Annotated in this window: 18 protein-coding genes; 9 read left to right on the forward strand and 9 right to left on the reverse strand. The window is 43.9% G+C overall.

All coding sequences use genetic code 11. The features are described 5' to 3' along the window. Window positions 1–212 precede the first annotated feature (212 nt). The 3 genes from R7D93_RS00390 to R7D93_RS00400 all read right to left on the reverse strand — a co-directional run bounded on the left by R7D93_RS00390 (window position 213) and on the right by R7D93_RS00400 (window position 3,649). The gene (locus R7D93_RS00390) at window positions 213–1,256 is read right to left on the reverse strand and encodes a polysaccharide lyase family 7 protein (protein ID WP_054578992.1); all 1,044 of its coding nucleotides are present in this window, start codon (window positions 1,254–1,256) and stop codon (window positions 213–215) included. A 197-nt stretch (window positions 1,257–1,453) separates the two neighbouring features. Continuing rightward, window positions 1,454–2,743 (reverse strand): MATE family efflux transporter, encoded by a 1,290-nt coding sequence (locus R7D93_RS00395; protein WP_025998585.1) that lies wholly within the window; start codon window positions 2,741–2,743, stop codon window positions 1,454–1,456. A gap of 189 nt (window positions 2,744–2,932) precedes the next feature. Continuing rightward, on the reverse strand, window positions 2,933–3,649 hold the full coding sequence (locus R7D93_RS00400; protein ID WP_017634231.1) for a FadR/GntR family transcriptional regulator: 717 nt from the start codon (window positions 3,647–3,649) through the stop codon (window positions 2,933–2,935). A 560-nt stretch (window positions 3,650–4,209) separates the two neighbouring features. Between R7D93_RS00400 and R7D93_RS00405 the strand changes: the two genes are divergently transcribed. From R7D93_RS00405 to R7D93_RS00420, 4 genes are all read left to right on the forward strand, one after another. Then, complete coding sequence (locus R7D93_RS00405; protein ID WP_005388529.1) at window positions 4,210–4,929, forward strand: FadR/GntR family transcriptional regulator; 720 nt, start codon at window positions 4,210–4,212, stop codon at window positions 4,927–4,929. A 142-nt stretch (window positions 4,930–5,071) separates the two neighbouring features. Then, window positions 5,072–6,934, forward strand: a complete 1,863-nt coding sequence (locus R7D93_RS00410) for a putative nucleotidyltransferase substrate binding domain-containing protein (RefSeq protein WP_225496201.1) — start codon at window positions 5,072–5,074, stop codon at window positions 6,932–6,934. Further along, window positions 6,934–7,650 (forward strand): 3'-5' exonuclease, encoded by a 717-nt coding sequence (locus R7D93_RS00415; RefSeq protein ID WP_225496203.1) that lies wholly within the window; start codon window positions 6,934–6,936, stop codon window positions 7,648–7,650. The genes R7D93_RS00410 and R7D93_RS00415 overlap by 1 nt, the downstream gene beginning before the upstream one ends. Before the next feature lie 682 nt (window positions 7,651–8,332). Next, on the forward strand, window positions 8,333–10,114 hold the full coding sequence (locus R7D93_RS00420; RefSeq protein ID WP_031781211.1) for a sodium:solute symporter family transporter: 1,782 nt from the start codon (window positions 8,333–8,335) through the stop codon (window positions 10,112–10,114). A gap of 343 nt (window positions 10,115–10,457) precedes the next feature. Here R7D93_RS00420 and R7D93_RS00425 read toward each other — a convergent pair whose 3' ends face one another. The 3 genes from R7D93_RS00425 to R7D93_RS00435 all read right to left on the reverse strand — a co-directional run bounded on the left by R7D93_RS00425 (window position 10,458) and on the right by R7D93_RS00435 (window position 12,322). Next, window positions 10,458–11,084, reverse strand: coding sequence for a hypothetical protein (locus tag R7D93_RS00425; RefSeq protein WP_154203902.1), 627 nt, complete (start codon window positions 11,082–11,084; stop codon window positions 10,458–10,460). Between the two features lie 326 nt (window positions 11,085–11,410). Beyond that, window positions 11,411–11,731, reverse strand: coding sequence for a DOPA 4,5-dioxygenase family protein (locus R7D93_RS00430; protein WP_005375836.1), 321 nt, complete (start codon window positions 11,729–11,731; stop codon window positions 11,411–11,413). A gap of 396 nt (window positions 11,732–12,127) precedes the next feature. Next, window positions 12,128–12,322 carry a hypothetical protein gene (locus R7D93_RS00435; protein ID WP_127891143.1) on the reverse strand — a complete coding sequence of 65 codons (195 nt, stop codon included), beginning with the start codon at window positions 12,320–12,322 and terminating at the stop codon, window positions 12,128–12,130. 65 nt (window positions 12,323–12,387) lie between these two features. Between R7D93_RS00435 and pdhA the strand changes: the two genes are divergently transcribed. Genes pdhA through R7D93_RS00450 form a run of 3 tightly spaced genes read left to right on the forward strand, consistent with a single transcriptional unit; the run spans window position 12,388 to window position 15,603 of the window. Then, window positions 12,388–13,482 carry a pyruvate dehydrogenase (acetyl-transferring) E1 component subunit alpha gene (pdhA, locus tag R7D93_RS00440; RefSeq protein ID WP_213867777.1) on the forward strand — a complete coding sequence of 365 codons (1,095 nt, stop codon included), beginning with the start codon at window positions 12,388–12,390 and terminating at the stop codon, window positions 13,480–13,482. Next, window positions 13,475–14,458: an alpha-ketoacid dehydrogenase subunit beta gene (locus tag R7D93_RS00445; protein WP_213867778.1), complete on the forward strand. Its 984-nt coding sequence runs from the start codon at window positions 13,475–13,477 to the stop codon at window positions 14,456–14,458. Before pdhA ends, R7D93_RS00445 begins: the two co-directional genes overlap by 8 nt. Next, window positions 14,455–15,603 carry a dihydrolipoamide acetyltransferase family protein gene (locus R7D93_RS00450; RefSeq protein WP_005375831.1) on the forward strand — a complete coding sequence of 383 codons (1,149 nt, stop codon included), beginning with the start codon at window positions 14,455–14,457 and terminating at the stop codon, window positions 15,601–15,603. Before R7D93_RS00445 ends, R7D93_RS00450 begins: the two co-directional genes overlap by 4 nt. 67 nt (window positions 15,604–15,670) lie before the next feature. Here R7D93_RS00450 and R7D93_RS00455 read toward each other — a convergent pair whose 3' ends face one another. Further along, window positions 15,671–16,636: an electron transfer flavoprotein subunit alpha/FixB family protein gene (locus R7D93_RS00455; RefSeq protein WP_213867779.1), complete on the reverse strand. Its 966-nt coding sequence runs from the start codon at window positions 16,634–16,636 to the stop codon at window positions 15,671–15,673. 137 nt (window positions 16,637–16,773) lie between these two features. Here R7D93_RS00455 and R7D93_RS00460 point away from each other — a divergent pair, with 137 nt between their 5' ends. Then, complete coding sequence (locus R7D93_RS00460; RefSeq protein WP_213867780.1) at window positions 16,774–18,435, forward strand: electron transfer flavoprotein-ubiquinone oxidoreductase; 1,662 nt, start codon at window positions 16,774–16,776, stop codon at window positions 18,433–18,435. Window positions 18,436–18,494: 59 nt separating this feature from the next. Here R7D93_RS00460 and R7D93_RS00465 read toward each other — a convergent pair whose 3' ends face one another. After that, window positions 18,495–19,379 carry a LysR family transcriptional regulator gene (locus R7D93_RS00465; protein ID WP_005388553.1) on the reverse strand — a complete coding sequence of 295 codons (885 nt, stop codon included), beginning with the start codon at window positions 19,377–19,379 and terminating at the stop codon, window positions 18,495–18,497. A 117-nt stretch (window positions 19,380–19,496) separates the two neighbouring features. On the opposite strand from R7D93_RS00465, the gene R7D93_RS00470 reads away from it, so the two are divergent. Next, window positions 19,497–20,168: a type 1 glutamine amidotransferase domain-containing protein gene (locus R7D93_RS00470; protein ID WP_213867781.1), complete on the forward strand. Its 672-nt coding sequence runs from the start codon at window positions 19,497–19,499 to the stop codon at window positions 20,166–20,168. An 84-nt stretch (window positions 20,169–20,252) separates the two neighbouring features. On the opposite strand, the gene R7D93_RS00475 is transcribed toward R7D93_RS00470, so the two are convergent. Continuing rightward, on the reverse strand, window positions 20,253–20,900 hold the full coding sequence (locus R7D93_RS00475) for a glutathione S-transferase family protein (RefSeq protein WP_170893283.1): 648 nt from the start codon (window positions 20,898–20,900) through the stop codon (window positions 20,253–20,255). Window positions 20,901–20,978 lie beyond the last annotated feature (78 nt).

Below are 20,978 nucleotides of genomic sequence, written 5' to 3' on the forward strand. Positions count from 1 at the left end.
TTGATACTAGGCCAGGCTTTCGAGCCTGGCTTTATTTTTTTACCTCTTAAGAAGAACAAAATTCAACACAATACTCTAAATTCAAGCCAGTCCCAGTGATTGCTTGCTCTATCTTGTTTCTTACCTTTTAAAGAATTCCACTGAAAACAAAAGCCTCATCAAATCGATGAGGCTTAAGTAGAAATCGAGTAGCTCTTAGTTTTCTATTAGTTTCAATTTTGATTTAGCTTGAGCTTAGAAAATGTCACGCTGTTATAGTCACCGTTTTTCTTGTCGACTGAAAAATCACCGGTGCCCGCACATCCTGTACCCCACACAGGGTGAGACTCACTGACGCTACATTGACCATAAGCTCCTGCTTTAAAATAGAACATGTCTTCTGCGTAGCCATGCTCAAAGTCCTTACTATCAATCCCCTTACTGAGATCTATGGAATAAGTCACTGTCTCGTGGCGTTCTGTTTCAAACGTCAAGTTCATCATAGTTCCTTGAACTTCTATCTTGTAGCTGAACTCTTCACCAAGAGCGATACCTGCTTGGCCTGGTTCTTCAAGGTTATCCCAAGTATTTCCCCATACTGGATATGCAATATCAATACGATTTGGATCTTCCTTCGCTAGGTTACGCTCGTAGTTCCAAAATACAGAGCCCATTTTGTGTTCTGGGAATTTTTTATAGAAGATTTTAATGGGTTCATTTCCATGTCCATAACCTTTACCCTCTTTTATTCTTGCATCAATTTTTTTCGCGTGGATTTGACCGACAACAACAGAATGAGCAGGCCCTTTTTCTGGAAATTTGGCGTGTTCAGAAACATGGTTCACTTTCAAGGTCGCTTCCAACGTTCCACCTACGCGACTGTGTTTAGCAGCCTGAGGGTGGCTCGATAAAGCCCAATGGTTTGCTAAATCATCGGTTTGAATAGAAAAGTCAGCGCCACGAGGCATTTCACGTAGTTCAGAGCGAGCATTCTTCGAGTTTTTTGTCGTTACCGCTTTATTCTGCACTTCAAACACCAAGTTGCCTTCTTCGTTCAAGAAGAAGAAGTCTTTGTGTGAATAACTCAGCATCGCCACACCCTCGATTTCGTCCACTTTTCCGTCTTCATTGATATCGGAAGGAATAGTGATCTTCCAGTTTCGCATATCAAATTTATCGGCAGGGACTGGATAATCAACGCCATTATTTAAATCAGAAGCGATAGCAAGAGTTGGTAAGGTAACAGCCATTGCGGCTACGAGTAGATTGAGTTTCATGTTCAAACCTTATTATATGTAATATTGTCATACATATAATAAGGTTTGCAACGGAATGATTCGAGGAAAGAAGTTATGATGTGCTCTATTGATCACAATTTATAAACTCGATAAACCCCAAAATGATAAGCTAGACATACTCCTCTTTAGTCCATAGCATCTACGAATATTTTCGACCTAATCCAATAGTCATAGAATCAATCGTACATTAGCTTGTCTGCCTTATTAATATCGAAATCTTTCAGAGACTTACGTGCTAAATGCCTAAATGGCCATGCCTTAACAATTTCTTCAAACGGCATGATTGCAAACACCCAAAACACTGAAAGGTCCAAGTATAAAATCATCAAAGCACATAACGGTATTGAGATTACCCACTGACCGGTAAAGTTAATCTTAAACACCTCCGTTGTTTTACCTAACGCTCTCAAAATATGACCATGAACGGTGTTATAGCCACGTACTATCGGTAGCAGTATGTAAAGTGGAGCAATCGCGGATAACGCTTTGTAAGTACTCGGGTCTAAGTCGGGATACAAATCAGGAAGAACGAAACTAAGTGCAAAAAAGAAAAATGCTGAAACGAACGAGATCATCACGGCCATATCAATACTAATATCGACATTGTTACGCAGCTCATCCATTTTTCTTGATCCAATTGCTTGGCTAATCGTGATTGCCGATGAATGCGCCCAAGCAGTAATGAACTGAGTACCCGCTTTGATCCAAGGCATCACGATAGTCATAGCGACATAAGCATTTAAGGTCAGTTGCGAGTACAGCAACATGTATATCGTTGCGCCAGTTTGTAACATTGTGACGTTCGCCGCGACGGGGAAAATCTCTTTAAAATGCTTATGTATATTGCTTTTCAATGACGCATCAAGCTTCTTAATAGACAAGATGATAGAATCATCAAGCTTAATGCACATGGTTAAATATAACAGCCGAATACTAATAGCAACCAAACTACCCGCCGCGGCGCCTTGAACGCCAATACCTTCAAAATTAGTCAGGCCGTGAATCAGAACATAAGACATCGCCACGTTGACTGGCAATTCAATCAAATAGCCTTTAAATGGAACTTTGGTCCGTCCAAGCGCATTGAACACCGCAATCATAACCTGAGTAATGGCATTGAATATGACGATGAACTTAGCAATTGCAAGGTAGCATTTTGTCTCCGCATAGAGATCAACGTTATCCGTCAACTTACTGATTAACGCTTCATCAAAGACAGTAATCAACAGCCAGAATAAGGATGCGACTAGAACGTTGATAACTAAAGCTGCCCAGAAACCTTTATTTAACGATAGATAATGACCAGAGCCTACTGCACGGCTAAGTACCAATTGAGACCCATTTGCTAGAGCCATTTGGATACCTAAAACGAAAGAAACTATTGTTGTAGCAATCCCCATAGCAGCAAGTGAAACTTCACCTAATGGCGTAACAAGCAGCGTATCAATCATAAGCATTGATTGCATCAACAAAGCATTAAGAGCGAGCGGCCAAGCAAGAGATAAATTTTTCTTTATATATGGTTGGGAAAACATTAGTAAACCTTTGTAATGAGGTTAAACGTTTAAACTAAAGAGCCCTGTCATTAGGCAAAGTTCATGACAAAAAGAAACGACAGAAAACTCTTTTTAGTCAATAAAGGTGTACGCAAGCTCTTAACTATTCACGGCGTCGGAAAGCCTCTGATTCTCATCATTTAACAGCGTTTGAGAGGCTAAACGAGCTTGAAATGAGTTTCCGACCATAATTGCATCATAAATTGCACGGTGCTCATTAAGGCAGAACCTCCCTCCTTCAACTGACTTGTCAATAAACACCTTAAATATGGTCGAAAGTATATTGCTGAAGGGAACGTAGAATTGATTATCGGTACAAAGGAATATCGTTTGATGAAACAAATGATCGTTAGCAATCCACTCATCATAATCGTGACATCGTGCTGCCATCGTCATTCTTTGAAATACAATTGACAACAGCTTTCTTTGCTCAGCATTGGCATTTTGGGCTGCCAGCGCACACGCCTCTGGTTCTATGGCTTTACGCAATCCTAAAAACTGAGATAGAAACGGCTTAGTATCTTCTAAATCTTGGATCCACTCTAAGAGTTGAGGATCAAGAAAATGCCAATAGTTTCTTGGTAGTACCGTAGTTCCAACTTTTGGTTTAGAGATAATTAAGCCTTTAGCAGACAGCAACTTCGTCGACTCTCGTAGTGCTGTCCGACTAACACCAAACAACTTACACAGTTCTATTTCACTCGGGAGCTTCTCATTTTGACTTAATTCTCCTGACAATATTTTGCGAGAAATCTGTCTTGCTACTTGTACATGTATCTTGTGATTTGAATTCCCGAGAAGTGAAAACTCTGCCATCTATATTCCTCATTGCCAGCAGCCTAAACGACTTGTTTAGCTAATAGTTAGAAAAGGCCAAATGAAACACGCTTTGAAGGCGGAGACTTTCTGTGTAAATGTAAAGCACTGTTATTTAGCGTCTAAAATCTAACGATCTTATGAATATGATTTTTACTCGCGAGGTATATTGGCCAAACTCAATATTGAATGGTCGAGTAGTAACATCATGCACACCGATCTTTAGTATATAATAATACAATATCACTTTATTTAACAAGAAACCTGATCTTCTATTCAAATTGTGTGCTGTGTATTGAAAATCAGTGAGTACAATAAGTAGGCGCGACTAGAGTTAACTAACATATTGAGCTAACAAATAAATAAGGAATGATGTAAGAATCGGTGGCCTCATCTGTTATACGCTAAGTATCATAATCATGAAGGCTTCATAAAGCAGTCGGAGATTCAAAATGGATTTGTGAAGACAGCTGTTATTACGTAAACATCTTCTTGGTGAGCTACACTTTGGATGATATAGTCCAAGCTTAAATAATACAATTTTAACGATAAGTGATTTTATGTCTGGTGAATTTCATTCTATCTCCGGTTCCAAGCGCAGCTTACATGTACAAGTAGCTCGCGAAATTGCTCGTAGCATTTTGTCAGGCAAGATCCCTCAAGGGTCCATTCTTCCAGGAGAAATGTCCCTGTGTGAACAGTTTGGTATCAGTCGCACAGCTTTGCGTGAAGCCGTAAAACTTTTAACATCAAAAGGTTTACTCGAGTCACGTCCAAAAGTTGGTACTCGAGTCATCAACCGAGCGTACTGGAACTTTTTAGACCCACAATTAATTGAATGGATGGACGGTCTAACAGAGATAGATCAGTTCTGTCATCAATTTTTGGGGTTACGACGCGCGATAGAGCCTGAAGCTTGTGCACTCGCAGCGAAAAATGCCACTGCGGAACAGCGAATTCAGCTATCAGAAGCATTCCAAGATATGTTGGAAGTCGCTAAAGCAGACGAACTGGACAAAGCGCGCTGGATGGATGTAGATATTCGTTTCCATAGCATTATTTTTAACTCAACCGGAAACGACTTTTTCTTACCGTTTGGGCATGTTCTGACTACAATGTTCATTAACTTTATTGCTCACTCATCTGAGGAAGGCAATACGTGCATCGAAGAACATCGTGAGATTTATGAAGCAATAATGGCAGGCAATGCTGAAAAAGCACGTCAAGCTTCGGCTAACCACTTGTTGGAGTCAAAACATCGCTTACCCGAAGCCAGTTAAGCTTAGGGCTTGGGCGATCTAATAACTAGGCAAAAGCACGCATCTCGCGTGCTTTTTTAATTTCGTTTCCTCCAATTCTTTATGGCACACCATCAATATTTTGATATATAGTAATACAAATGTATTTTGAGAATGTTGTGTTATGACCGACTCGCTACTGCCAAATATCATACAGTTTATCAGCCAGATTGATCCGTTTGACAAGGTACCTAAAGGTGCACTTCGCGAGCTTGCTTCATCTGTTAAGATCACTTATTTAAGCAAGGGGGATGTTGTTGATCAATGTTCTTCTAAGAACGAAAAGTCACTTTATATTATTAGAACTGGCTCTATCGAACAGCGTAAATCTGATGGCATATTGAGAGCTAAACTTGGTCCGGAAGATTTGTTTGGCTTCACTTTTCTTGGTAACGAAGTCGAAAGCGGGAAAGAATACAAAGCAATTGCAATCGAAAATTCATTAGTTTATGTAATTCCAAATGCTGCGCTGAAAAAGTTGTGCACTTCTCATCCTGAATGTGCTGAACATTTTGCATCACAAGCTCAGGTACGGCTAAAGTCAGCATTAGATGTCGTGTGGTCTAACAAAGAAAAAGGGTTGTTTATTCGGCGTGTAGAGGAAGTTGCTAGTGGTCGAGTTGCAATTGTAACCGCTGAGCAATCCATTCAGTCAGTCGCCAACGAGATGATCGATAAGTGCTCTCCCTGCGCTGTCGTTTATCGTGATAAAAAAATAGTTGGACTGATTACCGACCGAGATATGACAAAGCGAGTCATCGCCAAAGGATTAAGCATCTCAACACCAGTCGTCGAAGTCATGTCGCCTGATCCTAAAACAATTCATCCTGACGATTTAGTTCTGCACGCAGCCTCCATTATGATGCAGCACAACATAAGAAATTTACCCCTAGTCAAAGACAATAACGTCGTTGGCGTTTTGACAACAACGCACTTGGTTCAAAACCATCGAGTCCAAGCAATATTTTTAATTGAAAAGATCAAATATGCTGGCAGTGTCAAAGCGTTGTCTAGTTTTACGTCTGAGCGCCAAGCTATTTTTGAAGCATTAGTCGAAGGACGGGTTTCACCAGAAATCATTGGTAAAGTGATGACCATGATTATGGATGCGTACACTCGTAGGTTAATACAAATAGCCATTGATAAGTTGGGAACACCTCCCTGTGACTTCTCTTGGATTGTGGCAGGCTCTCATGCTCGCCAAGAAGTACATATGCTGTCAGATCAAGATAGCGCCATCGTATTAGATGATTCGGCAACAGATAACGACCGTATCTACTTCAAACATTTAGCAATGATAGTAAGTAATGGTCTGAATAAATGTAACTATCCATTGTGTCCAGGGAAATTTATGGCAGCGACCCCTAAATGGTGCCAGCCTCTCTCTGTTTGGAAAAAGTACTATAAGAAATGGGTGGCAAATCCTGAATACGAGCGCCTCCTCAATATCAGTGTCTTTTTAGAAATCCGAACCGTTTATGGAAACAAAGACTTTGAACAGATACTCCGCGATGAGCTTCACTCTAACATCAACGCTAATAGAGAATTCCTTACGATGTTAGTTAACGATGCGGTGAAAACAAACCCACCGCTAGGAATATTCAATAGCCTAGTATTACAAAAATCGGGAGAGAACAAGAAAACGCTCGACGTAAAAAAATACGCGATTAATCTAATCATTGATCTTGCAAGGATTTATGGTCTTGCAGTTGAATGTGACCTCACTGCAACTGATGAGCGTTTTAAAGCAGCTAACGAAAAAGGGCTGCTCAGCCATGACGCGTACAAAAATATAATAAACGCATATCAATTCATCTTGTCGTTTCGATTTGCCCATCAATTAGAAGCACTAAAAAGTGGAGATGAGCCAAATAACCACATTGACCCCAATACGTTCGGTAGTTTTGAACGTCAACATTTAAAAGACGCGTTCCGCATCATTGCAGATCTACAAGAAGTCGCCAAACTCCGTTTTGGGAGCCGATAATGAAGCGCTTACTTGAGTACTTTCATCCATTGACACGAAAAAATCGTCAGAGACAAAGGCACTGTAAAAAGAAGCACATCCCTCTTGATCTTAAAAAGCTGCTTCGCTCGCCAAATCTGGACGTAAATCAACGAGCTTTTGACACTGAGTTCATCGTTCTAGATCTTGAAACAACTGGCTTAGACAGTGAGGAAGAAGTCATTCTTTCCATGGGCTGGGTAGAGATTCGACAAGGCCATATTGACTTAGCAACAAGCCAACACCTTTATGTACATAGCGACTCAAAAATTAAGCCCGAAACCATAGTTGTTAACCATATTACCCAACAAATGCTGACTGATGGAATCTCTATTCATGAAGCAATGCGGACATTCTTTAAAGCAGCAGAAAACAAAGTTATTGTTGCGCACGGATGTATAGTCGAAACTAGCTTTATTAATCAATATTTACAGCGAGTTTTCAACATAAAAGAGTTGCCGCTCATTTGGATAGACACCTTGCGAATAGAAAAAAGGTTACAAAGAGCTATCAATGCTTCCGATGAATCAGATGTGACTCTTGCAGCGACAAGGGAACGTTACGGGTTACCCGCTTACAACGGCCATAATGCACTTGCAGATGCAATTGCAACTGCAGAGTTACTATTAGTTCAACAAACCCGTATCGCACCTCAGACAAAAGCGACAGTCGGGCCCCTTTATCGGCTTAGCCTGTAATCATCCAGATCACAGGCCTATTTGCTAAACATGTTCTCTGTCACAATTTGGTATCATCAGCATTTACCTTAATTAATAATACAATATCATTAATGGGGCGACGTTAGCAAAATGCAGCGAATAGCCATTGTCACTTGCCAACATCAGAGCGAGTGTAAACTGATTAGTTGCTCCATATCATAACTACATTTTAGAGAGCTTAGCATTGCATGTGCGCAATGATTGTCGAAGATCTAGCAGTGTTACATAAACAACCGAATTCAGGTGATGTCCCCTCGAACGTCATCTTCAGTGGTTAGTAATCATGTAAAGCCGCTGTTGCGAACTTCAGCCGACAGCTCGCGGTACTAGTACCGTTTGGCCCATGCAGTACAGGCTTGCATGGGCTTTTTTTAACAATCCTACATCAATCGATGTTATATCCCTCTGCCAGATATGCAAATCCGCGTCCATTCTTATTAGAGGACTTAAGATTCTTTATAAGTATATTCATAGAACCCATACCTAAACTCGACACCTTTAGCAGCTTCAGAGAAAAGCAATATCTGACACCGATCACTTGTATGATTAATTAAAGGGTTTATTACGCCTTACTGGTCACGATTTTGAGTTATTGTACTACAAATAAGAGGAGCGAACGTTACTATTACTTCGGACAATAAACTACTTCAAAGGTCTAAAGATGGAACTCAATACTCTCATTGTGGGCATCTATTTTCTATTCTTAATCGCAATAGGTTGGATGTTCAGAACTTTTACTAGTACTACAAGCGACTACTTCCGAGGTGGCGGCAACATGCTTTGGTGGATGGTTGGAGCAACGGCGTTTATGACTCAATTCTCTGCTTGGACATTTACTGGCGCCGCTGGTAAAGCCTACAATGATGGTTTTGCTGTCGCTATTATTTTCCTTGCAAACGCGTTTGGTTACTTCATGAACTTCGCTTACTTTGCACCGAAATTTCGTCAGTTACGCGTCGTAACTGTCATAGAAGCCATTCGTATGCGTTTTGGTACAACAAACGAACAAGTATTTACTTGGTCTTCAATGCCAAACAGTGTTGTCTCTGCAGGTGTATGGCTTAACGCCCTTGCTATTATAGCTTCAGGTATTTTTGGTTTTGATATGACAGCAACCATCTGGATTACCGGTTTAGTTGTACTTGCGATGTCGGTAACTGGCGGCTCTTGGGCGGTTATCGCCTCCGATTTCATGCAAATGGTCATCATCATGGCGGTAACGATCACATGTGCAGCCGTTGCTATTGTTCAAGGTGGTGGCGTTACTGAAATTATCTCTAACTTCCCAGTCGCAGAAAGTGGGAGCTTTGTTGCAGGTAACAACCTGAACTACTTAAGCATCTTTAGTATTTGGGCGTTCTTTATCTTCGTTAAGCAGTTCTCTATTACAAACAATATGTTGAACTCTTACCGTTACCTAGCTGCAAAAGACTCTAAAAATGCAAAAAAAGCAGCTTTGCTAGCATGTGTATTGATGCTGGGTGGAGTTTTCATTTGGTTCATGCCTTCTTGGTATATTGCAGGCCAAGGTGTTGATTTAGCGGCAGCTTATCCAGATGCTGGTAACAAAGCAGGCGACTTCGCGTACCTATACTTCGTTCAAGAATACATGCCAGCAGGTATGGTTGGACTTCTGGTCGCTGCAATGTTTGCTGCTACGATGTCCTCTATGGACTCTGGTCTTAACCGCAATTCAGGTATTTTCGTAAAGAACTTTTATGAACCGATCGTTCGTAAAGGCCAAGCATCAGAGAAAGAGCTCGTCGCAGTTTCTAAAGCAACATCGGCGGTATTTGGCGTTGCAATTATTCTAATCGCGCAGTTTATAAACTCTCTAAAAGGTCTGAGTCTATTCGACACTATGATGTACGTTGGTGCGCTCATCGGATTCCCAATGACAATTCCAGCGTTTTTAGGCTTCTTTATCAAGAAAACTCCAGACTGGGCAGGTTGGGGAACTCTAGTTGTGGGTGGCATCGTTTCCTACCTTGTTGGGTTTGTTATCACAGCTGATATGGTGTCATCGGCGTTTGGCCTTGAGGAGTTGACTAGCCGAGAATGGTCTGATGTGAAAGTAGCAATAGGTCTAATCGGACACATGACGCTAACTGGTGGCTTCTTCATGTTGTCGACTCTATTCTACAAGCCTCTAACTGACAAACGCCAAGCAGATGTCGATAAGTTCTTTGAAAACCTATCAACGCCTCTTGTAGCAGAATCAGTGGCACAGAGAAAACTCGATAACAAGCAACGTCAAATGCTGGGTAAACTTATCGCGGTCGCAGGTATAGGTGTCATGTTTATGGCTCTGTTACCTAACCCAGTATGGGGGCGCTTAGTGTTTATTCTATGTGGTGCCATCGTCGGAGGTGTTGGTCTACTACTTGTAAAAGCTGTGGATTCAAGCGCTGAACAAGCCTCTGAACCTGTGACAGAAAGTTAAATCTCTTATTCTAATAAACGCGGCTATTCTTTGGCCGCGTTTTTTTAATTCTAAGTTCCCAGTACGAACACTTCACCCTTTTACGAAGACATATCATCTTGTCTAGGGTTATCGAATTGCAGCTTTATTTTGTCATTCGATAAGGCTAAACCAGAACGTGATAATCTGATCGAGTTAAAAGTGCAGCCTACCTTGCTTAAGTAAACGCCCCAAAAATACCTGATGAAGTAAAGATCTCGGCTCGTATACTTTGTTGCCACTTCGTGATTTAGACTCGCTAGTCCTTTACATCACCACCTAGTCTACAAGCCAAACTATTCCCGCTGAACAAACCATCTCGGGATTACTTAGGTACACTATTTTCTCTTTTTGCAGATGGCACAACAACCGCTACCAATAAAGCTAACAACAGGAACACGGGGCTAAGCATTAATCCATGCCAGATTGAATACCCATCATGGAACAGCCAGAATATACCAAGCGTCAGTAGGTACGAAAAGTAGCTGCAAAACACCAAGCTAATCGCGACAAAGCGCTTTTGATTAATAATAAGAATCCGCACTAGATACTGGCTAAGAATACCAGAGCAGCGCATGGCAAGTTGCCAATTAATGATAAAGAAAGCAAGCGCAATAAACCCAGCTACGACCAGTGCATCATGCGTGCTTAAAATGAAGTAGCTACCAAATCGGCTTATGATGACCGGATAATCGCCTTCGTATATCGTTGACCAAGATATTGCGTTCGCTGCTGCTACGTAATTGGCAAAATAAGCAATGGCGTAGAAAGTCGTTTGAGAACTGAACGGCTGAAATACATCCGTACAAAATCCTCGCCACTCTTCTTTGTTGGCGGTAGGCCCAACCCAGTCACGTTTTTTTTGAGCGGTACGCCCGGCAAACGCAGGCCCGTTGCGAAACAACAGCCAAAATATATAGAGTGCAAGTATAACCAAGAGTATTGAAAACATACCCTTCCCCCTCATAAATTATCGGCGCCACTGCCAATGGCGTTGGGGTCGTAAACTGCACTTCCCTGCTATACCTATTTGATTTATCAAAGACTTATTATTTTATTACCACCAAAATTCATTTAATGGCATGCTAAACAGCAACATTTTCACGCTTTGTGCGTGAAGTTCGAAAGCCTACTTTTAGGTTTAGCACAAAAATAACTACAGCAAAGCGTAAGAGAGGGATTCCGCACCCATCAATGAAGATGAGGCGTTAAGCAGAAGCTGCGACCGCAATGAGAAGAGAAGGATTCAAAGCGGTCATGCATGGGCGAGAAGAGCAACTATTTCTCTAACTTTTCTTCAAATACACCAATCTCTCTGCCCAACCAAATCGCGCGTTCTGTGTGATCGAGCAACTCTTCTTCGCTTACTGGGTGAATAAGCACAGAAAAATCGCCTCGAATCGTATCAAGCCACGCCAAGAACTCTTCACTCAATGATTCTAGGTGAATTTCAAACATCGGCATTTTGTGTGGGCCAACTAACCTTCCAACTAATGGAAACACACGCAGCACATCTTGACGCTCTTGACGGATGATCTCGTTCAAGGCTTGCGCTTTATCTTGTTCTCTTAGGGGAAAATAAACATGAGCGTGGTACATAACTTCTCCATAATCACTTCCGCTTGAGCACCACCTACTTTGGATAAGCTCAAGGACTGCCGAGGGTATACATTTGTAATGCCGTCACCCTACCTTGATTCCACTCAGTTGGGAAGAAGTTATGCATTCTCATAAGGTCGAGGCTTCGAGCACAACAAAAATTTGCAATTCATCATATAGCAACTGTTTGAGTTGATTCATTAATAATGACTCACTTTGTCAAATTTTACAGCCAAATTTTGTTGCAAATATGTTTCATTAACCAGTAATTAAATTCGAGTTTAAAAATACCACCAACAAAATAGCAGCATATTACTCTGCAAAATCAGGGTGTAAGCAAAACTTTACTACTGATCGAAAGTCAAAATGAAGCATAATTTAACAATTTGTTTACACTTATTGTATCTGGCTATACCACGATTTAGTTAGAGGGTTAGATACAGAAAAGCCTTTCTCTGTATCTTGCGGTGAAATAGTCGCAGCGATGTTATCGACAAATAGTTTAAGGGACGAACAGATGCCTACCGCTATCGAAAGCACACGCAACCTTAGGTATGGCCTTTGCGCTGATATCAGAGTTTGAGTACCCATACAAACTCTGGTTTTGTATGAACAGCTGCAGTCCAAAAGACCCGCAGCGTCAAAAGGAGCTTGAGATGAACGTTCAGGCATTACCCATGCATCGGTTTATCGACCATCGTGGGGACCTAGTCGGCCAACTACCCAACTGGGCTGACACTGAAACATTGGTCGGGTTTTACCGAGACATGGTATTAACTCGCACTTACGACAACAAAGCAGTTGCCTTGCAACGCACCGGTAAGCTAGGGACCTATCCCTCACACTTAGGCGCGGAAGCCATAGGCATTGCGGTAGGCAGAGCACTTAAAGCCGATGATGTTTTTGTCCCTTACTACCGCGATATGCCTGCGATGTGGTGTCGTGGCATTGGCATGGAAAAGAACCTTCAATACTGGGGGGGCGATGAGCGCGGGAGTGATTTTGCTCCTGAGGGCAGTCCGGTTCCTAGCCGAGACCTTCCCTACTGTGTACCCATAGCGACGCAATGTACGCATGCTGTCGGGGTGGCTTCCGCGCTAAAAATTCAAGGTAACCATGAAGCTGCGCTAGTCATGTGCGGCGATGGTGGTACATCCAAAGGGGACTTTCTTGAGTCAATAAACTGCGCAGGTACTTGGAATATTCCACTTGTTTTCGTCGTAAACAATAACCAGTGGGCAATTTCAGTGCCGCGTAGTCTCCAATGTGCCGCCGATTTCTTATCAGAAAAAGCGCAAGGTGCAGGTATACCGGGTATTACTGTCGATGGTAACGATGTCGTCGCCGTTTATGATGCAACTAAAACCGCCCTTGAGAGAGCAAGAAAAGGGAAAGGCGCAACACTCATCGAAGCGGTGAGTTACCGACTGAGTGACCACACTACGGCCGATGATGCGACTCGTTATCGTAAAGAAGATGATGTTCAAACCGCATGGCAATACGAACCTATCGCACGTCTTAAAACGTATCTCCTTAATCAAGGCGCTTGGAGCAACGAACAAGAACAGCAATGGCTAGATTACTGTAAAGAGCAAGTAGAGTTAGCTGTCGAACGCTATCTGAGCTTACCGCCACAAGCACCAGAAACCGGTTTCGATTATTTGTATGAATCGCTACCTCAAGAGCTTCATGCACAAAGAGATGAACTCATCAACAAGGCAATGAGAATGCAGGGAGGCAGACATGGCTGAGCTAACGTTGGTTGAAGCAGTAAACCTTGCCCTGCACCACGAAATGCAACAAGACCCCAATGTTGTCGTATTAGGTGAAGACGTGGGCGATAATGGTGGTGTATTTCGTGCCACTGTTGGACTCAAGCAAGAGTTTGGTCTTAAACGAGTCATCGATACGCCACTCGCTGAAGCCTTAATCGGCGGGGTTGCGGTCGGTATGGCAACGCAAGGATTACGACCTGTCGCCGAATTTCAGTTTCAAGGTTTCGTTTTTCCTGCGATGGAGCACTTAATGTGCCACGCGGCTCGAATGCGTAACAGAACTCGCGGTCGGCTCACTTGTCCCGCGGTTTTTCGTGCGCCATTTGGCGGCGGTATCCACGCTCCGGAACACCACTCAGAAAGCGTGGAAGCGCTATTTGCTCACACTGCTGGATTTAAAGTGGTGATTCCTTCTTCACCACAACGCACATACGGCTTACTTCTCGCCGCAATTAGAAGCAATGATCCCGTCATGTTCTTCGAACCGAAGCGCATATATCGCACCGTTAAATCTGAAGTCGTTGATAACGGCGAAGCACTCCCACTCGACACCTGCTTCACCTTACGTAAGGGGCGAGATATCACGCTCGTTACTTGGGGCGCATGCGTCGTAGAGTCACTTCAGGCCGCGCAAACCTTGTCTAGTCAGGGAATTGAAGTCGAGGTGATTGATTTGGCGAGTATTAAGCCAATTGATACCGCGACGATTTTCAGCTCACTAGAAAAAACTGGACGTTTACTCGTTGTTCATGAAGCGAGTAAAACTTGTGGTGTGGGATCTGAGCTATTAGCTCGAACCGCTGAACACGCCATGTGCTTACTTAAAGCCCCACCTAAACGAGTAACTGGAATGGACACCATTATGCCTTATTACCGTAACGAAGATTATTTCATGGTTCAGGAAGAAGACATTGTGACCGCGGCGCGCGAACTCGTGGAGGATTGGAAATGAAGACGTTTAATTTACCCGATCTCGGTGAAGGTCTCGCTGAGTCAGAAATTGTCAAATGGCACGTTAATGTCGGAGACATGGTTAAATTAGATCAAGTGATCTTAACCGTAGAGACAGCAAAAGCGACGGTAGACGTCCCTGCCCCCTATTCGGGCCGTGTGGTCAGCCGTCATGGTGAGGAAGGTGAAATCGTCAATATTGGTGCATTACTGCTAGAGATTGATGAAACAGGTGCCGGGAGAGAAGTAACGGCAGAGAAAAAAGCCACTGCTGACGCCGCAACCGTCGTCGGTAGCGTTTCTCACCAAGCGCATCATGTTAACGTTGATGATTTCTGGATTGGTGGCAACCACAACACGACAGAAAGTAACCTCGTTACCGCCCTGCCTTCGGCTCGCTTGTTGGCACAAAAACTTGGAGTAGATCTTAACCTCGTATCAGGTAGTGGCCCGAATGGACTTATCGTAGATGCCGATATTTACGACGAAGCCGGAAAACAGCGTCCAGGCACCGAAGTTTTGAAAGGCGCTCGACGTACCATGGTATCGTCTATGACCGAATCGCACGAACATGTTGCTGCCGTAACCATTACGGAAGAAGCATTGTTGGAAGATTGGCTGCCAAACGAAGATATCAGTATCCGCCTTGTTCAAGCGATTGTTCATGCGTGTCAAGAAGAGCCCGCTTTAAACGCTTGGTTTGATGCCGAAACCATGACACGCTGTGTACACACAACGGTCAATGTAGGAATTGCAGTAGATAGCCGTCATGGATTGTACGTGCCAGTCTTGCGCCACGCAGATGAATACGAGCCACAAGATGTTCGTCGTTGGCTCGATCAAACCGTTGAAGGGATCAGAGAGAGAAAAATCGGTCGTGAGCAATTGCAGCACGCGACGATTACGCTTTCCAACTTCGGCGCGATTGCCGGTATTTACGCAACACCTGTCGTCACACCGCCACAAGTCGCTATTGTCGGCGCGGGCCGAATACTCGACCGAGTTGTGATAAGAAATGGTCAAGCAATTTCGGTGAAAGCAATGCCGCTATCCGTAACGTTTGATCATCGCGCTTGTACTGGTGGTGAAGCTGCAAGGTTTACGAAAGTACTTGCAGAGCACCTGCAACGTCCGAGCGAAAAGTAACTTATTAAAATCAAATGATAAAGGCTTCCAATTTGGAAGCCTTTTGTTTTAGGGAACAAGACTATATCTACAGCTTCTCTAACAGCTCAGGCATTACCACAAACAAATCGCCGACCAATCCATAATCTGCAATGTCAAAAATAGGCGCATCAGGATCGCTATTAATTGCAACAATCACCTTGGAATCTTTCATTCCCGCCAAATGCTGGATCGCGCCAGAAATTCCGACGGCAATGTATAACTCCGGTGCAACAATTTTGCCGGTTTGCCCGACTTGATGGTCATTAGACACATAGCCCGCATCGACCGCCGCTCGTGACGCCCCTACCGCTCCACCTAGCTTGTCAGCCAATTGTTCTACTAAAACAAACTTCTCTTTACTCCCGAATGCACGACCACCCGACACTACTACTCTAGCCGCTGGCAATTCTGGTCGCTCACTTTCTGGCGTTTGTTGTGAAACAAACTCACTAAGTTTATTGATAATCACCGTGTCGACTTGAGTAAGCTTAGGGACAACTGGCGTGTCAGATAGCTCTGCGGCATCAAAAGCCGTACTTCTTATGGTCATCACTTTATAGGGATCATTCGACGTGACTCTCGCCATTGCATTTCCAGCATAAATTGGACGAATCACCGTATCGATAGACTCGATTGTCATCACGTCAGAAAGTTGACCAACATTAAGCAACGCCGCCACACGAGGCATCACATTCTTACCAAATGTACTGGCAGGAGAAAGAATGTGTGAGTAGTTTTTGGCTACTTGTGAGATCAAAGGTGCGATATTTTCCGCTAATCCATGTTCATATCCCTTCGCATCAACCCAGATAATTTCTGCAACACCCTGAACACAATTCAACTCATCCAAAACTGATTGGCACTGATAACCAATAAGCAACACAGAAACAGGAAGCGATTTATCATCATCCTTAATCTCAAATGCCGCTTTAATTGCACACAGCGTCCCTATAGCCAACGATTGGTTGTCATGCTCTGCGAGCACAAGTGTTGCTAATGGTCGGTCTTCCATGGTCATGCCTCATATAACACGTCAGATCCATTACTTGAGCTTAGTCCACTTCACGTTAACGTCAACTGAGCTATAGTTTTCTGTATAGAAACCAAAACCTGTCACGCAGATGACGATAATAGAAAGGAAGCATAAAGATGGAACGAGAATGCATGGAGTTTGATGTCGTGATCGTGGGGGCCGGACCTGCAGGCTTAAGCGCCGCTTGTCGGCTAGCTCAACTCAGCCAAGACAGTGAAGGTGACGCACTTTCAATTTGCGTTGTAGAAAAAGGCTCAGAAGTGGGCGCACATATTTTATCTGGCGCTGTTTTTGAAACTAGTGCCTTAGATGAGCTTTTCCCCAATTGGAAAGAAATGGACGCCCCGCTAGCAGCCTCAGTTCAACGAGATGATTTCCTTTATCTTACTACTAAACAAAACCATATTCGCGTTCCCCACTTCCTTACACCGCGTCCAATGATAAATGGCGAGAATAGTTACGTAATTAGTCTTGCCAACCTTTGCCGTTGGCTCGCTAACCAAGCAGAAAATCTTGGGGTGGAAGTTTTTCCGGGCTTTGCCGCTGCAAGCATCAATTATGATCAGACTGGCGCAGTGACAGGCATTAACACGAGCGATATGGGATTAGATAAGAACGGCCAGGCCAAACCTAACTTTGAACCAGGTATCGAGCTAAGGGCAAAATACACCCTTTTTGCTGAAGGTTGTCGCGGACATCTGGGTAAAGAACTTATTCAAAGGTTCGACCTAGACGCAGGAAAGCAACCACAGCACTACGCGCTTGGCCTAAAAGAGATATGGGAGTTACCCACTGACAGTAAGGATGTATCTGGCAGTGTTATCCACTCCGCTGGCTGGCCCTTGAGTGAAACAAATACCACAGGCGGCGGTTTTCTCTATCACATGGAGAACAACCAAATCGCCGTCGGGCTTATTGTCGACTTGAATTACAGCAATCCTTACTTGAGTCCGTTTGACGAATTTCAACGCTTTAAGCACCATCCTGCTATTGAACCACATTTGAAAGGTGCTCAGCGCATCGCTTACGGCGCAAGAGCCATTGCGAAAGGTGGACTTTCCTCTCTGCCGAGACAGCAATTCCCTGGCGGTTTATTGATTGGTTGTGATGCGGGGACTTTGAACGTTGCTAAAATTAAAGGCAGCCACACAGCAATGAAATCCGGAATCATTGCAGCAGAAGCGGTACATACGGCCCGACAAACTGGAGCTTCTGAGCCAGACTACCAGTCGTTGTTTGAATCATCATGGTTGTATGACGAACTCGCCGAAACGCGTAACTTTGGCGCGAACATTCATAAGTTTGGCAGCATACTTGGTGGTGCTCTTTCGACTTTTGAACACAACCTGTGGCAACCACTGGTTAAGAAGCCGTTACCTTGGTCTATCAAGGACTATTCGCACGATCATGAGCAGTTAAAACCTAAACAAGAGTGCCACCCAATTGCATACCCAAAACCAGATGGTGAAATCAGTTTTGATAAGCCTTCGTCGGTATTTTTGTCAGGAACACAGCACGAAGAGAATCAACCTTGTCACCTTGTTCTGACTTACCCTCACATTCCAATTGATGTGAATTTAGGTATGTATGACGAACCAAGTCAGCGCTATTGCCCCGCTGGGGTTTATGAAGTGGTGGAAGTGAACAATAAGTTGAAGTTTCAGATAAATGCCGCCAACTGTGTGCATTGCAAAACCTGTGACATCAAAGATCCTTCACAAAACATCACATGGAAAGCACCAGAAGGCGGCGGTGGACCGAGCTATCAAAACATGTAGATACGTTAGTATGTTGACGATCTAACAAATGGATAAACAAACCGATTGGCAGAGCCTCATTACTCCTGCCAATCGGCAAAATGATCAAGCAAGAAGTCGATAGCCAATCGCGCTCGTAGTGGCAGAAAGTGACGATTCTGATAAACAATCCAGCTGCTGTTGCCGCTTCCCCAATACGGCTCTAGTATTGGCACCAAACGACCAGACGAAATAGCATCGTTGAAACTACTCTTCGGTAAGTACGCCACACCTAATCCTTCTGCACAGGCTTGCAAGACCGTGTGTGCGTTATTGCTCTTCCATCTGCCCTGCACTTTTACGCCATCTAAAGGCTTGCCGTCTTTTTCAAACAACCAAACGTCCTTATTGGCAATAATGCAGCTATGACGCTTGAGTTGCTCTGGGTGCGTTGGTAAACCATGTTCATCGAGATAACGCTGACTGGCTGCCGCTGCCATGGGACGATCCACCAGCTTTCTCGCAACCAAGCCTGAATCACTCAACCTGCCGTAACGAATAGCGAAATCGAAACCATCTTCAATAAAGTTGACCATGCTGGTATTGAAGTTGATCTCTACCGTGAGATTAGGATGTTGCTTGGCAAACGCCATCAAGGCAGGCGCTACATGGTTCTCAGAAAACGCACCAGCGGCACTCACGCGTAACGTACCACTCAATTGAGTTTGCTGCGTGGTGAGCTGTTCATTGGCTTGCTGAAGCCCAATCACCAACTCTTTACACTGCTGATAATACGCTTGCCCCGCTTCCGTTAGACTCACCATTCTTGTCGAACGGGCTAACAAAGCGACACCTAGTCGCTCTTCTAATCTTGTGACTTGGCGACTGACATGACTGGTACTGCAACCTAACTGTTTTGCCGCTGCAGAAAACCCTAAGCTCTCAGCGACCGTAACAAACTCATTGATACCTTCAAAACTGTCCATACTTACCTTTGCTTTATAGCAATAATGTTTTGCCAATTAATCATATTATCACTTATTTGTTTAGCAATTAGTATGAAGGTGTTCAACAAATATACGTAAGCCAAAAAGGAAACCATCATGAAGAAAGTACTCATCATTGTGACGAACCATGCGACCCTTGGTGAAACTGACCAAGCAAACGGAACTTACGCGCCAGAGCTCACTCATGCGCTTAGCGAACTACTAGATGCAGGCTTCGATTACGACATTGCCTCTATCAAAGGCGGGCAAGCACCACTGTACGGAACCGACATCGAAGGCGATGCAGTCAACGAGAAAATCTTAGCGGATGATGATTTCCAGAACCGCATCAACAACACGATTCCAGTATCACAAATCAACGGTGACAACTACGATGCGATCTTCTATCCGGGTGGCTTTGGTCTTCTTTCAGACCTAGCGAGCAACGAAGATTTTGCCAAGATTTCTGCAAAACACTATGAAGATGGCGGTATTGTTGCAGCAGTTTGTCACGGTCCGGGCGCTCTTCTCCCTATCACGCTTAGCAATGGCGAAAAGCTGCTTGCGTCTAAATCAGTAACAGGTTTCACTCGCGAAGAAGAGATCGACTTCGGCACCATCAACGATATCCCATTCCTATTGGAAGAATCTCTTGCACGCAGCGCAGCGCGCTACTCTAAAGTGCAACCATGGCAAGAGTTTGTAATTGTGGATGATCGTGTCATCACAGGTCAAAACCCAACGAGCGCACACGGCGTAGGCAGAGCGATTGTTGAACACCTAGCTTAAACGCGCCGGAAACGACAACCATCCTAGAAGAGGAAAGCGTGCTTTGTCATGCTTTCCCTTGCTACAGGCGATCGCAAGATGCGCTTATACTTCTTCCCCTGCCTCGTCCTCTTCTACGATATCCGTTTCTTGGCTCGCCTCTTCCAACCATTGCTGTAAAGATTCACTTGCTAGCACCTTCTGTTGGTAAGCTTTGGCACCTTCGGATAACTCGATACCGTAAGTTTGGAAACGCAATGCCACAGGTGCATACATAGCATCAGCTATCGACCATTCTCCAAATAGCCAACCGTTGGGATACAGCTTGGCTTGTTCTGCCCAAATAGCGTCAATGCGTGCAATATCTTTACGTGCACCATCCGTTAGAACGACTTTTCTGCGCGCGCGGATGTTCATTGGGAGTTCGTTTCTTAAATCAAAGAACCCCGAATGCATCTCTGAGGCAATGGCGCGTGCTTTAGCTCGTTCTACGGAGTTGCTTGGCCATGCTTTGCCTTGTAAGTATTGCTCGTTAACGTATTCCAAAATCGCTAATGAATCCCACACGGTTGCGTCACCATCCACCAAGGTAGGTACTTTCGCCGTTGGTGTAATACCTTCCAAGGTTTTGTAAAAATCTTCCGTGAATAATTTGAGCTTGGTGACTTTCACATCCAATTTGAATTGAGAAAAGATCAGCCATGCGCGCAGTGACCAGCTTGAGTAGTTTTGGTTAGCAATAAACAGTTTCATGACGCCTCCATGCGGTTTGTGTTTTGAGTACCCATTCACAATATCTGATTGTATTTAAGGGGACTAACGGATAGTTTT

Source organism: Vibrio sp. YT-15 (assembly GCF_033337445.1).
Lineage (GTDB): Bacteria > Pseudomonadota > Gammaproteobacteria > Enterobacterales > Vibrionaceae > Vibrio > Vibrio alginolyticus.